The following is a 14,181-nucleotide window of genomic DNA, read 5'->3' as shown; positions in this document are numbered from 1 at the left end:
TCAACTGTATCTCAGGAAGTTAGACTCCTATGGTGTGACAATCTCACATTCTAGGAAAGGGAATTGTTATGACAATGCTCCTTGTGAAAATTTTTTCTCTCACCTCAAAAGTGAGTCTTTGACTTTATTTCCTCCAGAGAGTCAGAAACAGCTCATTCGCCAAATCAAAGACTATATAGACTGGTATAATATGGATAGACCGCAAGAAAAATTAAAAGGCATGACCCCCGTGCAATATCGGGAAGCATATCTTCATAACTAATACACTTTTTTACTGTCTATTTTAGTTGGGGCTTGACAAAAAATCATCGTTTTTATTTATTATAAGATTTCCTGTCCCATTTTGAGACGCCATTGATAGTCAGATAAAATAATATCTTTCAAATTATAGCAAGGTTGCCAATTAAGATAGTCTTTTGCTTTTGAAGCATTGGCCAAAACACTAGCAGGATCTCCTGCACGACGTCCAACAACTTCAACGGGAATTTGCTGATTTAAAACTTCCTCAGCTACTGCGAAAATTTCTTTGACCGTATACCCTTTTTCTGTCCCAAGATTGAATATTTGTGAACTTGATTTTTCCTCAAAAATATAATTAAATCCTTTAACATGTGCTGCCGCCAAATCCAAAACATGAATATAATCACGGATACAAGAACCGTCACGTGTATGATAGTCATCACCAAAAATTTTTAATCGTTCATTTTGCCCCAAAGCTGTTTTATTGATATTAGGAATGATATGTGTCGGTTTTCTTACTCGTAAACCATTTGATGAATCCATAGATGCACCAGCCACATTAAAATAGCGAAAAATGACATACTTCCAGTCGTAGCGTTTAGCCATCCAGTAAATCATTCTTTCCCCCATCAATTTGATTTCTGCATAAGGATTAACTGGATCTAACAAGGTGTCTTCTGTCGCCGGATGATCTATACAGTTATTTCCATACAGGGAAGCCGTTGAAGAAAATAGAATTTTATTAATTCCCACTTCAGATAAAACCTTCAAAACCTTGTTCATTCCCGCAACATTTTCTTCAAAATATTTGCTAGGATTCTCCATACTCTCACTTACAACAATTTGCCCAGCGCAATGTAATACCGCGTCTATCTGATGATTTTGTAAATATAATTTAAGCTCTTTTTGATTATAAACATCCATTTGTTCAAAGTGAGCACGTTTATCAACAGCCTCTAAAGAGCCAGTTGATAAATTATCCAATACGTGTACTTGATAACCTGCGTTTAACAGAGCAGTTACAGTATGCGAACCAATGTAGCCCGCTCCACCCGTTACTAAAATAGTTTTCATTTTTTCTCCTTTTTAAACATCGCTTTCTAAATAATGATATACACTTTTTAATGCTGGAATACGATCTCCAACTAAAACACCATCAAAACCAATATGCATAACCTTTTCAATATGTTCTTTTTCGATACCTCCTCCAAAAATTAATTTATAGGAAAAATTGGAAAACTCATGGCTGAGTCCCTCTAGGTAGTCCTTTAGTTTAGTAAAATTCCTAGCAATCTCCGTGAAAGAATAATCTTTTTGTCCTCTTAAAGTAGCTGTTAAAATCTCATAAGCAAAGATGATTTCTGCATTTTGTAAATCAAGACCGGCAAGAATTTCTCGTAACTCTTTAGATACATCGTTTTGAATGCCTAGGCATGCAATGGGAACGACTTTATGACTGATAGCATTCTCAATTTTAGATTGAATCATAGTTACATCCTCATTAAGCATGCTTTGTCTTTCTAAATGTCCCACAAAAGCATATTTAATCCCAAAATGTTCTAAGTGTTGAGGCGATAAATCTCCCACATTTCTACCTTTAATTGCTAAATTCTGAATGGCAACATTAAACTGGTAGGTACTATCTTTTCGGGGAACAATAGGTGCTACAATTAGTTGATGATTTTTGTTTAAGTTTTTAGTATTAAACTCATCCATCAGTTTTTCTTGAGTAGCAATGGACATCTTATTTTTAAAATTAAAAATTGCTAGCATCTGTTTCCTCCAATCCACATTTATTATTTAAAAAGTGCTCTAATTTTTGTCTGTATCCTTCAAAATTAGGAGCTTTGACTACGTTATGAAAAGAGAGAGTTCCTTGGTGGTTTAAGCCACAAAATTCCATTGTTTTATGAAAAGGAATAAATAGATCATCAACTGATTTTCCTTCAAAAAATTTATCAGGATGATTAAAGACTTCTTCTGGTGCATTCCAGGTAGTTGATAAAATGTAAGATTTATCTTTTAGTAGACCTCCTGAACCATATTCATCGGCAAATGTATAAAATTGTCCATACTCAAAAACTTGATCCATGTATAGTTTTAATTTTCCTGGAACATTAAACCAGTAAATTGGAAACTGAAAAATAATTAGATCTGCCCAAAAGAATTTATTTCTCTCATCCATTACATTATAATCTTCAACTGAAGATAGCTGAACCTGATGTTGCTTTCTCAACTTATTTAACATAATATTCAACAAACTAAAATTTAATTCACCTTTGCAAAAAGGATGAGACTGATAACCATTGATGATCAAAATATTCATTATAAACTCCTATTCTACTTTTGTAAAAATTTTTTACAGGATTTATTATAAGTGAATTTTTCCTCAATAAGCCAGCTAAAGCTACTATGTATAAATTTATGCCTGAAATGTCAATTTAAAATGGGAGTAGGACAGAACTACTTCCTGTAAAGGAATAGTTCGTCGTCCCACCCCCGCGATGCCTATTAGGGTTGTGCGGAGTCTGTAAAGACGAACGCAGAAGCCAAGAGGCTACCGCGTCTTGCAGGATAATCCGAATTAATTTTAGAGGCTGAGAACTATTGTCCCAGCCTCATTTTACATTTCTAAGAATTCGGATCATCCAAACTACGGCCGTGGAGACCCTTTTCGCGTTGGACTTGGCGAAGCTTTTCAGGAGTCACATCGTTTCCTTCCTCATCGACCAGCTTGATCCCCTCGATATGGTGGCGGATGCTGCGCCGATAGCCCTCGATATATTCTTCGCGGAGTTTGGCCTGCTCCACCTTTTCCTCAGGCGTCAAGCCTTCCGTCTTCTTCTTTTTTGCCAATTCGTTAATTCGATCAATTTTTGCTTGTTCCATAAACGCCTCCTATTTGGTATTGATTTGGTTAAATTGAGCGAGAGTGGCTGCCTTGTCTGTCAGGTTGGCAAGGAGCGCCAAGCGATTGTTGCGGATAGCTGGACCTTCTGCCATGACCATGGTATTGTCAAAGAAAGCATCAATGACTGGGCTGAGAGCAAAGAGCTGGTTGATATTGTCTTCCAAGTCATCAGACAGATGCAAATCTTCCACTGCCGCAAAGAAATTTTGCTCCGCTTCATTTTCAAAGAGAGCTGGATTGACCTCACGGCTTTCTGCTTTTTCTGCCAAATTAAAGACCCGAGCTAGACTTTCCACCGCTGCTTTGAAGCCTGCTTCCTTGGCTTTTTCAGCTAAGATTTTCGCGGTTTCAACCAAATCCCGTACGACAAAATGACGACTATCCAGCACCGCTTGGATAATGTCTTTTGGAATGTCACGGTCCATCATTTTTTCCACGCGCGCACGGAAGAAATCAAGAACAGCCGCTTGATTGCCATAAGTCAAGCTGTCAAACTTGAGCGCATAGAGCTCTGCCACCAGCTGCTCCAAATCAATCTCCCAGCCGAATTTATCCAAAATCCGCACCACACCCTGTGTCGCACGACGCAGAGCATAAGGGTCATTGGAGCCCGACGGAATGAGCCCGACAGAGAAGAAAGAAAGAATGGTATCTAACTTGTCAGCAATGGCAAGCACCGCTCCCACCTTGGTATCAGGCAATTCGCCCTCACTGGCATTTGGCAAATAGTGCTCTCGAATCGCTGCTGCAACCGCTGGATTTTCACCCGCAAGGAGAGCATATTTTTCGCCCATAATTCCTTGTAATTCATCAAACTCGCCGACCATACCTGTCAAGAGGTCAAATTTGTAAATAGCCGCGGCGCGTTCTAAATCTTTGATTTCACTAGTTGCAAGTCCTGCTTTTTCAGCCAGAAGCGCAGCAATCAAACCAGTGCGCTCCATGTGCTCCAACAAACTTCCAATTTTCTCATGGAAAGTGACCTGGCGCAGCTTTTCTACCAAGTCTTTAATCTCAAGTTTTTGGTCTTCCCGCCAGAAGAATTCTGCATCTTCCAAGCGCGCCACCAGCACTTTTTGATTTCCCTTGACGACATTTTCAAGATGCTCGGCATTACCATTGCGGACTGAAACGAAGTAAGGCAGGAGCTTGCCAGCCTCATCACGCACGACAAAATAGCGCTGATTGACCTTCATTGACGTCACCAAGACTTCCTCAGGCACATCGAGATAGCGTTCGTCAAAACGCCCGATAAAAGCAGTCGGATATTCAATCAAGTTGAGCACCTCATTAAAGAGCGCTTCGTCAATCTCCACCTGAACATTGCGTTCCTGCTCGATTTCCTTGATTTGCTCCAAAATTAGATTGCCCCGCTCAACGGGACTCGCAATAACAAAGACTTGGCGCAAGTCATCCTCATAAGAATTGGCAGATTGAATTTGGGTTTCTTGACCCAAGAAACGGTGTCCACGACTAATCCGTGCTCCCTTGATGTCCAAAAAGTCCAGCTCAAAGGCCTCTTCATCCAATAGCACCGTCAAAGTATGAACGGGACGAATGTACTCAAAAGTGTTGTCCGCCCAGTGCATATTGACAGGGAAAGTCAGCTGCTCCAGCACTTCTACCACTTGAGGAATAATCTGCTCCACAGGTCGCCCAAGCTCTTCCTTGGTCACATAGACGTATTCCTCGCCCTTGATTTCTCTGAAAGTAATGTCTGCGGTGGTCAAGCCCTTACCGCGAACAAAGCCTTCTGCCGCCTTGGTAAAGTTGCCGTCAGCGTCCAAGGCAATCTTCTTGCTCGGCCCTTTAAAGTCTTCAGTCAAATCACTTTGCTTCTCGGACAAGCCCGCTACGCGCACCGCTAAGCGACGCGGCGTTGAGAACATTTCGATTTTTTCAAAAGTCAAACGGTGCTCTGTCAAAAACTGCCCTAATTTGTCGCGCAGCTGCTTCATGCTAGGAGTGACGACATAAGCCGGCATTTCTTCCAAACCTAATTCTACTAATAAATTTTTGGTCATTATGCTTCCTCCTCAGCCAATAATTTTTCCCGACTTGCTTCGTCCAAAAGTGGGTAACCCAGACGCTTGCGCTCAGCGACGAAGGTCTTGGCAACCACGCGCGCCAGATTACGAATGCGCGCGATATAGCCCGCCCGCTCCGTTACAGACACGGCTCCGCGCGCATCCAACAAGTTAAAAGTGTGAGAGCATTTGAGCACATAGTCATAGGCCGGGTGCACCAGGTGCTCGTCCAGGCAGCGTTTTGCTTCCGCTTCAAATTTGTCAAAGTTTTCCAGCAGCAAGTCTTGGTCGCTGATTTCAAAGCTGTATTTTGAATGCTCAAATTCTGGCTGGGTAAAGATTTCACCGTATTTCACCCCGTCTGCCCATTCAATGTCATAAACCGAATCCACTTCCTGAATGTAAGACGCGAGACGCTCCAAACCGTAGGTCACCTCAGCTGTTACGGGCTGGGTAGCGAGACCACCGACCTGCTGAAAATAGGTAAATTGCGTGATTTCCATGCCGTCTAGCCAGACTTCCCAGCCTAGACCAGCTGAACCAGTCGACGGATTTTCCCAGTTATCCTCAACAAAGCGAATGTCGTGCTCCAAGGGATTGATGCCCAAGACTTCCAGAGATTGAAGATAGAGCTCTTGGATATTACTAGGGCTCGGCTTCATCACCACCTGAAACTGGTGGTGCTGGTAGAGACGGTTGGGATTTTCGCCGTAGCGCCCGTCTGCCGGACGACGTGAAGGCTCCACATAAGCCGCATTCCAGGGCTCAGGCCCAATCGCCCGCAAGAAAGTATAGGGACTCATGGTTCCCGCCCCTTTTTCATTATCATAAGCCTGCATGAGCATGCAGCCTTGGTCATTCCAAAATTGTTGAAGAGTTAAAATAATCTCTTGGAAGGTTAATTTTTTACCCATTGGTATTCTCCTTATTTTGATGATTGCTTGCGACACTTCTTTCAAATGGCCGACAATGACACTTGAAAGAAGTTAGTGCAGGAGGTAGGGAAAGTCCGATAGGATTTCCCGTAGACTACTCTAAGCTTTGCTTAGAAAGGAGTCTGCCTCCTGTGAAAGGTCAATTTTTTTGACATCATTTTCCCTTTTATTTCTAAGCACATAAAAAGTGGAACACACGACAGCAACTCCCACCATGCTTACTTGCATAGGGGCGTTGAAACGCGGTTCCACCCTAATTTATAACTTCATTTCTATACTAATAATCCGAAAGCTCCCTCGTTCTCTCACTTCTGCCCAGCTTTCACCACTCTGAGCTCGCTAAAAGAAGCCTTACGATAACGATTTCTCTCTACAAGTATTGTAGCAGAAAATGGAAAGATTGTCTAATATTTTTCAAATGAAGTTTAGAGAGTTTCTTTTTTAACATTTAAACTAAAAATAGTTAAATACATTTTAAAAATCTACTGCATCTGGATCTGGTGCTCCGCCTGCTAGACCTTCAATATTTTTTAAAATTTCAGCGTCTTCATCGCTCAATTTAATATCGAAGAAATCTAGATTGCTGATAATCCGTTCAGGCGTGACGGATTTTGGCAAGGGCAGAAAGCCTTCTTTGATGCTCCAAGCCAGGGCTAGCTGCGCGACTGTCTTATCGTACTTGTCCGCCAAAGCCTTGATGTCTGGATTGCTGAACAATTCCCCTTGACCAAAAGGTCCCCAGGCTTCCAAGAGAATATCCTGCTTGCGGCAATAATCAATCGCCTCTCTCTGATAAACGCCTGGCGCCAGACGGATTTGATTGACCGCAGGCACAATCTTGGCTGTCTTCAGCAGCTCCTCCAAATGGTGGGGCAGAAAATTGCTGACGCCCAGAGCACGGATTTTGCCAGCCTGATAGAGCTCTTCCATTGCTCGCCAAGCCTCGCTATTTGCCGCCTGCCAAAGATTATCTCGCAAGGGCTTGGGATTTGGCCAATGAATCAGGTACAAATCCAGATAATCCAAGCCTAATTTCTCAAGCGAAGTCGCAAAAGCTGCTTTTGCTACCTCATAACCATGCGCATCATTCCAGAGCTTGGTCGTGATAAAAAGCTCCTCACGCGCAATGCCGCTATCCTTAATGGCGCGACCGACACTTTCTTCATTTTGGTAAATGGCTGCCGTATCAATATGCCGATAGCCCGCTTTGAGCGCTGCCAGCACCGCTTGATAGGCTTCTTCACCGTCCTTAGCGCGCCAAGTTCCAAAACCGACCGCTGGAATAGCCACGCCATTATTTAACATGTAATCCTTCATGTCAACCTCCAATATTAAAATTCAATACGAAAAAGGCAGCATTTGCCGCCATTTTCTATTTTTTCTCTGTATTTTCTGCTTTCTTACCTGACTTTCCTATGAAAGCGTAGATGAGAAAGGCTAGCCCAATAATCCACATAAATGGGCGCTGCATAGCCAATCCAAAAATCAAAGCAAAAGCACCAATTCCTATGTAGTAGGGCTTGTAATTTTTGATCGTGCGCTGATTTAGTTTCATAAAGACCTCACTTCCTAACTTTCATTATATCAAGAAAGCACTTACGAAACAAGTTTTAATTAAGCTTCAAAACGTTTTTCACCATTGAGATAAGTCGCAACCAATTCCAAATCTTTATCCAAGACGATGAAGTCTGCATCATAACCACATTTAATCTGACCGCAGACATCGTCAATATGCACAGATTTTGCAGGAACAAGACTTGCCATCATAATAGCTTGGTGCGGGCTAGCAATGCCCCATTTAACGACATTTTTAACACCGTCTTTGAGTTTCAAAATAGAACCTGCTAGACTACCACTGTCTTTGAGCCGAGCTGTACCATTTTCCACAACGACAGGAAATTCCCCTAACATATAGTCACCATCTGGCTGACCGCCCGCTGTCATACAGTCTGTAATGAGAGCAACATTTTCATACCCCTTTTGCTTAAGTAAAATTTCACAAGCCTTTGGATGAACATGATGTCCATCACAGATAAGCTCTGCTACCGTGTGAGGAATTTCATACATAGCACCAACCATGCCTAGCTCACGGTGAGTCAAGCCACGCATACCATTATAAGCATGCACCCAGACACTTGCTCCCGCTTGAACGCCATGTGTTGCTTCCTCAAAAGTCGCATTTGAGTGACCGAGTGCAACTGTCACACCTTGATCAGTCACTGTACGGATAAAGTCCGGTGCTGTTTTCCGCTCTGGCGCAAGGGCAATCTTATTGATCATACCGTGCGCTGCTTCTTGCCAAGCTGAAAATTCTTCCATCGTTGGGTCTTTCATGTAGGCAGGATTTTGTGCCCCTTTATATTTTTCTGTAAAATAAGGTCCTTCAAAATAAATCCCACGAATCTTAGCGCCTGTTGCTTCTTGATAACGAGCGCCAAGATTCTTCGTTACTTCAAGCAAACGCTCAAAAGTAGAGGTCAAGGTAGTTGGTAAGAAAGAAGTAACCCCCGTGCTAAGCAAGCCTTCACTCATGACATGAAGAGTTCCTTCAATGTTATTATCCATGACATCCACACCACCAAAACCATGAATGTGAGTATCAACTAATCCAGGTGCTATTGTGTAGCCTGTATAATCTAGAGTCTCAGCCCCTGCTGGTGCTTCTGCAACCCAGTCACCAAATTTGCCATCTACTAACTCCAGATAGCCTCCTGTTTTGACCTCGTAAGGGTAGAAAAATTGATCAGCTTTTACATATGTAATCATGAAACGTCTCCTTTTCTAAAAACTTATCGCGTTTCGTATTTTCCCCTATATTATAACGCTTTCCTTTTCAAAAGTAAATGGTCTAGACTAATTTTTAGCATATTAATAGTTTTACAAATAAAAAGCTTCAGCCCCAGCTGAAACTTTCAAATTTTATGGATTAAATTTGCCCTGCTTGCACCTTCTCAACCAAATTAAGGGCATGATCTGAAACACGCGTATAATGTGCTAAAATTTCAATAAAATTAACTCCGGCTTGAGTTGAACATTCTCCCTTATTAAGGCGGGCAATGTGGGTCTTCCGCAATTTGCGCTCCAATCGGTTAATGACTATATGTTGTTCAGTTAACTGATTTGCCAACTCAATATCATTGTTTTCAACTGCTTGCAAGGCCTTTTCAACCATATCATGAGTCAGATCATAAATTTCTGCCATCTCTGTCTTGGCAGCGTCGGTAAAAGTAATTTTTTTATTGATAAGGTAATCATTCATCCCAATGAGTGCTTCTGCGTGGTCGCCAATCCGCTCAATATCACGAGAAGAGTCAAGAATATTCGTCAGAACTTCGCTTTCATGCTGACTTAGAGCCTCGCTTGAAAGGTCAATCAAATATCGAGTCAGCTGCTCATCAATCAAGTTAATTGCTTCTTCGGTTTTGTGCCCTTTATTGGCTGCTTTTTCTTTCCCCGTCGTAAGATAGTTGTAAGACAGCTCCAATGATTTCTCTGCATAGCTACCCAAATGGAGCAATTCTTTTTTAGCATTCCCCAAAGCGATAGAAGGCGCCTGCTTGATTAAGATCTTATCCAGATAAAGCGGTTCATACTTAACTTCTTCATCCTCACCAGGAATAAGCTTAGTCACCAGCCAAGCTAAAACTCCAATAAAGGGAAATTGAATAATTGTATTTGAGATATTGAAAGCACCATGAGCAAAGGCAATCGTCATCTCAGGCGAAAGATGAAGAGTGGTCTGAAACCACTGAATCATTGCTGTAAAAGGACTTAAAACAAGTAAACAAAGAATAGTTCCCACTACATTAAAGGTTACATGGGCACCCGCCACCCGTTTTGCTGCAATATTAGCCCCTAATGAAGCAATGATTGCGGTAATAGTAGTACCAATATTGTCTCCGAAAAGAACTGGCAGAGCACCACGCAAATCAATCAAACCGCTAGCATAAAGATTTTGTAAAATCCCAATCGTAGCTGATGACGCCTGAATCAAGAGAGTAATGAGCGTACCAACACCAACGCCTAAGATAGGATTGCCACTTAGTTTAATCATGTACTCACGAAAAGCAGCCAGTTCCTTCAAGGGCTCCATAGCACCACTCATGAGATTAAGGGCAAAGAAAATCCCACCAATCCCAAACAGGACACGACCAACATTATTGACAGAGCGCTTATTGGTAAAGAAAAGGCAAACCGCTCCTAAGAAAAGCATTGGCAAAGCATAATCCCCTAGCTTGAAGCCAATGATAAATGAGGTAACCGTCGTACCAATATTCGCTCCCATCACAATCCCGATTGCTTGGCGCAAAGTCAATAACCCTGCACTAACCAAACCAACTGTGATGACTGTTACACCTGAGCTAGATTGAATGAGGGCTGTCAGACCAATCCCTACTAAAACTCCTAGGAAAGGGTTGCTAGTATATTTATCAATATAAAAGCGCAAACGATCGCCAGCAGCCTGCTGCAGGCCATCCCCCATCATACGAATACTATATAGGAACAGCCCTAAGCCTCCTAAAAAGCTAAAAATAATCTCCTGCCAATTAATTGACATTTCTTTTCCTCCGAAAAATAATCACTGATAAAGAGCACAATTTTTTAAATGCCTTTGCTAGTTTCTAGCTCTTTAACAGTAGACTTTACTATTTAAACCTGCTTGTAGCGAGTATTTTAAATAGCTTATTCATCTGTGAGAGTGATGACAAGAATCCTTGAATTCTGTCACATCCCCTTTTCTATTGTATAGAATATTCTTCAAAGTCACAAGCTTTTTTCAAGTTTTTCTAGAAAAATTTTAAATAACATAGAAAAAGTGACCTCTAAGGATCACTTTCATCTAATCTTTTTGTTCTAGTTCCCGTAACATTTGGTCAATTTTATTGCCATATTCAATGGACTCATCCTTGATAAATGTCAAATCTGGAATTTTATACATCTTTAAATTACGACCGAGTTCCCGTTTAATGGTGCCCTTGGCCTTGTCCAAGCCGATTTGAGCTTTTTGATTGTCAGAAGCAAGGTCGCTGATAAGGCTATAGTAGACCTTGGCCATGGACAGGTCGCCCAGCATTTGGACATCGGTAATGGTCACACCTTGGACACGCGGGTCACGGACTTTCTTTTGCAAAATCTCATTGACTTCGCGTTTGATTTCCATACCCACACGGTCTGCACGAAAATGTGATGTCATTCTTTCTCCTTTCTTTCAAGGATTTTTAGAGCTTGATTTCCTCTAAAATATAGGCTTCAATCGTATCATCCACCTTGATATCGTTGTAGTTATCAACCATGAGACCGCCTTCGTTCCCATTTTTGACTTCTTTTACATCGTCTTTATAGTGTTTCAAGCTAGCCAATTCTCCATCGTAAATAACGACGCCGTCACGGATGACCCGAACTTTGGAGTCGCGAGTCACTTTACCACTCATGACCATAAAGCCGCCGATTGTGCCAACCTTAGATACCTTAAAGGTCTCACGAATAATCGCTTCACCAATGATTTTTTCTTCATATTCAGGGTCAAGCATTCCCTTCATGGCATCTTCGACTTCTTCGATGACTTTGTAGATAATGCTGTGCAGGCGAATTTCGACCTCATCTGAGTCCGCTTGTTGGCGCGCTTGCGGCGTAGGGCGAACATTGAAACCGATGATAAAGGCGTTAGAGGCTTCTGCCAGAGTAACGTCCGATTCGTTGATTGCTCCAACCGCCGAGTGAACGATAGTGACTTTAACACCTTCGACTTCAATCTTTTGCAGGGAAGCTGCCAAGGCTTCGGCCGAGCCTTGCACATCTGCCTTGATAATGACATTGACTGACTTGACTTCACCCGCCTTGAGTGTATCAAAGAGATTTTCTAGGCTAACACGGTGAGTGGCTTGGCGTTGCTTCATGAGCGCACGTTTTGCCCGCTCTTCACCGGCTGCACGCGCCGCTTTCTCATCTTCATAGACCGCGAAATGGTCACCCGCCATCGGCGTTTCATTGAGACCCGTGATTGAAACCGGCGTTGACGGTCCAGCCACTTTGACGCGACGACCGAGGTCGTTGGTCATGGCACGAACGCGACCGAAAGTATTTCCGACAACGATTGGGTCTTGTACATTGAGGGTTCCTTGTTGGACAAGGAGAGTCGCAACCGCACCTTTTCCTTTATCAAGACGCGCTTCGATAACCGTACCGATAGCTCGCACGCTCGGATCCGCCTTGAGTTCTTGGATTTCAGCAACCAAAAGAACCGTTTCTAGGAGTTCTTCAATATTTTGATTGTACTTGGCTGAGATTTCTACAAACTCAGAATCGCCGCCCCAAGCGGTTGACATGATACCATACTCTGCCAACTCACTGATGACACGCTCAGGATTTGCTCCCGGCTTATCAATCTTGTTAATGGCAACGATGATTGGCACATTCGCCGCTTTAGAGTGGTTAATGGCTTCAATCGTCTGTGGCATCACGCCGTCATCTGCTGCCACGACCAAAATCGTGATGTCAGTGACAGACGCTCCACGCGCCCGCATGCTGGTAAAGGCTGCGTGTCCTGGCGTATCAAGAAAGGTGATTTTCTTGCCATTTTCAACAATTTGATAGGCACCGATATGCTGGGTAATGCCCCCGGCTTCGCCTGTAGCTACCCGCGAATTGCGCAAGGTATCCAGCAAGGTCGTTTTCCCGTGGTCAACGTGTCCCATAATCGTGACAACTGGTGGACGTTCTGTCATGTTTTCAGGATTAATATAATCCTCGTCAACAAAGAAACGCTCAATATCGGCATTGTCCACCTCAACTTTTTCATGCGCTTCGATACCGTAATCTACCATGAGCAACTCAATCGTATCCCCGTCAAGCGACTGATTTTGCGTCGCCATGACGCCCATCATAAAGAGCTTCTTGACAATTTCTGCCGGCTCGCGCTTGATACGTTTTGCAATTTCTGCCACGGTCATACCAGCCGTGTACTCAAATTCGCTTGGCAACTCGTGGAATTTACGCTCAGTGACTGGCTTCGGCGCTGATGTATTTCGATTGTTTTTCCCTTTTTTAGTTTTCTTGTTATGATTCCAATTACTATTCTTTTGATTTCTCACTTGACTTTGACTATTTCGATTCTTTTGTTGTTTGCGTGGCCCATCCTCATTTTCAAAGTCACGTGACTTCTCAGGACGAGCTTGTTTTTTGCGACGCGTATCAACAGCAGTTGTTTCTGGAGCTGTCTTAGTTGCCACTGGACTTGGGGCAGTTGTTACTGTAGGCTGTGTGAACTCTACAACCGGCTCAGTCGCCTTTGGCTGTTCCTTACGACGGTTTTGTTCTTGCTGCGCCGCCTTTGCCGCTTGCTCTTGCTTAAATCGCTCTTCGCTTGAACGAGCGTATTCAGCATTTTGTTCCGCTTTCAAAGCTGCTGCACGTGCCTTAAAATCAATGCGCGGTGCTTGTGTTTGGTTGCGGTCATCTTTGCGACGATTTTGCCCCTGGTTCGTGCGATTATTACGCTCTTGGCTTTGATTGTCGCGCCCTTGTTTCCGTTCTTGCCTGCGACCATTATCGCGACGATTTCGATTATCACGACGGTCATTTCGTTCATTAGCACGCTTATCCTGCGAAGCAGCCTTTTGGCGACCACTACCTTGTTTCCGACGTTCCGCTTCTGCTTTAGCGCGTGCTTCACGTTCTGCCTTGAAATTCCGACTTTTTGGTCGAACAGGAGTTGTTCCTGTTGGTTGAGCAGATTGATTCTCAGCGTTGACACTTTGTTGAGTAGTTTCTGCGGCTGGTTTCGCTTCCACTTTCACTTGTGGAGCAGGCGTGACTTCTGGTTTTGGACTTGCTACTTGGGGTTGAGATTCGACCTTAGGAGTAGGTTTTTCAACGACCTTTGCCACCTGCTCTGCAATCTTTCCAAAACTATTTTTAATTCGCTCTGCGACCTCAGCCTCGACAGAACTGGAGTGACTTTTGACTTCTATGCCCAATTCCTTAGCTTTGGCGACAATTTCTTTACTTTCTTTGCCCATTTCTTTGGCAATTTCGTATAATCGTTTCTTAGACAAATTTTGTCCTCCTC

At 43.0% G+C, this 14,181-nt stretch carries 13 protein-coding genes; 1 reads left to right on the top strand and 12 read right to left on the bottom strand.

Annotation, left to right across the window (positions count from 1 at the left end; translation table 11 throughout):
- Positions 1-262 (top strand): IS3 family transposase (locus tag A3I3_RS10450; RefSeq protein WP_018371470.1); only part of this gene is annotated, 262 nt, incomplete at its 5' end.
- 59 nt (positions 263-321) lie between these two features.
- On the opposite strand, the gene galE is transcribed toward A3I3_RS10450, so the two are convergent.
- From galE to infB, 12 genes are all read right to left on the bottom strand, one after another.
- On the bottom strand, positions 322-1,314 hold the full coding sequence (gene galE / locus A3I3_RS0104110) for a UDP-glucose 4-epimerase GalE (RefSeq protein ID WP_018371469.1): 993 nt from the start codon (positions 1,312-1,314) through the stop codon (positions 322-324).
- A 12-nt stretch (positions 1,315-1,326) separates the two neighbouring features.
- A complete protein-coding gene (locus tag A3I3_RS0104105; RefSeq protein ID WP_018371468.1) occupies positions 1,327-2,013 on the bottom strand; it encodes a triose-phosphate isomerase in 687 nt (228 codons plus the stop codon).
- Positions 1,997-2,566 (bottom strand): NAD(P)H-dependent oxidoreductase, encoded by a 570-nt coding sequence (locus A3I3_RS0104100; protein ID WP_018371467.1) that lies wholly within the window; start codon positions 2,564-2,566, stop codon positions 1,997-1,999. Before A3I3_RS0104100 ends, A3I3_RS0104105 begins: the two co-directional genes overlap by 17 nt.
- Positions 2,567-2,871: 305 nt before the next feature.
- On the bottom strand, positions 2,872-3,129 hold the full coding sequence (locus tag A3I3_RS0104095; protein ID WP_018371466.1) for a DUF896 family protein: 258 nt from the start codon (positions 3,127-3,129) through the stop codon (positions 2,872-2,874).
- 9 nt (positions 3,130-3,138) lie between these two features.
- Complete coding sequence (glyS, locus tag A3I3_RS0104090) at positions 3,139-5,175, bottom strand: glycine--tRNA ligase subunit beta (RefSeq protein ID WP_018371465.1); 2,037 nt, start codon at positions 5,173-5,175, stop codon at positions 3,139-3,141.
- Positions 5,175-6,092 carry a glycine--tRNA ligase subunit alpha gene (gene glyQ, locus A3I3_RS0104085; protein WP_018371464.1) on the bottom strand — a complete coding sequence of 306 codons (918 nt, stop codon included), beginning with the start codon at positions 6,090-6,092 and terminating at the stop codon, positions 5,175-5,177. The genes glyS and glyQ overlap by 1 nt, the downstream gene beginning before the upstream one ends.
- A gap of 495 nt (positions 6,093-6,587) precedes the next feature.
- Positions 6,588-7,430 (bottom strand): aldo/keto reductase, encoded by an 843-nt coding sequence (locus A3I3_RS0104080; RefSeq protein ID WP_018371463.1) that lies wholly within the window; start codon positions 7,428-7,430, stop codon positions 6,588-6,590.
- Between the two features lie 55 nt (positions 7,431-7,485).
- Positions 7,486-7,668, bottom strand: coding sequence for a hypothetical protein (locus A3I3_RS0104075; protein ID WP_018371462.1), 183 nt, complete (start codon positions 7,666-7,668; stop codon positions 7,486-7,488).
- Between the two features lie 59 nt (positions 7,669-7,727).
- Positions 7,728-8,879 (bottom strand): N-acetylglucosamine-6-phosphate deacetylase, encoded by a 1,152-nt coding sequence (gene nagA, locus A3I3_RS0104070; RefSeq protein ID WP_018371461.1) that lies wholly within the window; start codon positions 8,877-8,879, stop codon positions 7,728-7,730.
- A 160-nt stretch (positions 8,880-9,039) separates the two neighbouring features.
- Positions 9,040-10,671, bottom strand: coding sequence for a Na/Pi cotransporter family protein (locus tag A3I3_RS0104065; protein ID WP_018371460.1), 1,632 nt, complete (start codon positions 10,669-10,671; stop codon positions 9,040-9,042).
- Positions 10,672-10,953: 282 nt separating this feature from the next.
- The gene (rbfA, locus tag A3I3_RS0104060) at positions 10,954-11,307 is read right to left on the bottom strand and encodes a 30S ribosome-binding factor RbfA (RefSeq protein ID WP_018371459.1); all 354 of its coding nucleotides are present in this window, start codon (positions 11,305-11,307) and stop codon (positions 10,954-10,956) included.
- Positions 11,308-11,332: 25 nt separating this feature from the next.
- Positions 11,333-14,167: a translation initiation factor IF-2 gene (gene infB, locus A3I3_RS0104055; protein WP_018371458.1), complete on the bottom strand. Its 2,835-nt coding sequence runs from the start codon at positions 14,165-14,167 to the stop codon at positions 11,333-11,335.
- Positions 14,168-14,181 lie beyond the last annotated feature (14 nt).

This window comes from Streptococcus massiliensis DSM 18628, from assembly GCF_000380065.1.
GTDB lineage: Bacteria > Bacillota > Bacilli > Lactobacillales > Streptococcaceae > Streptococcus > Streptococcus massiliensis.
This window is presented reverse-complemented; position numbering and strand designations above follow the sequence as displayed.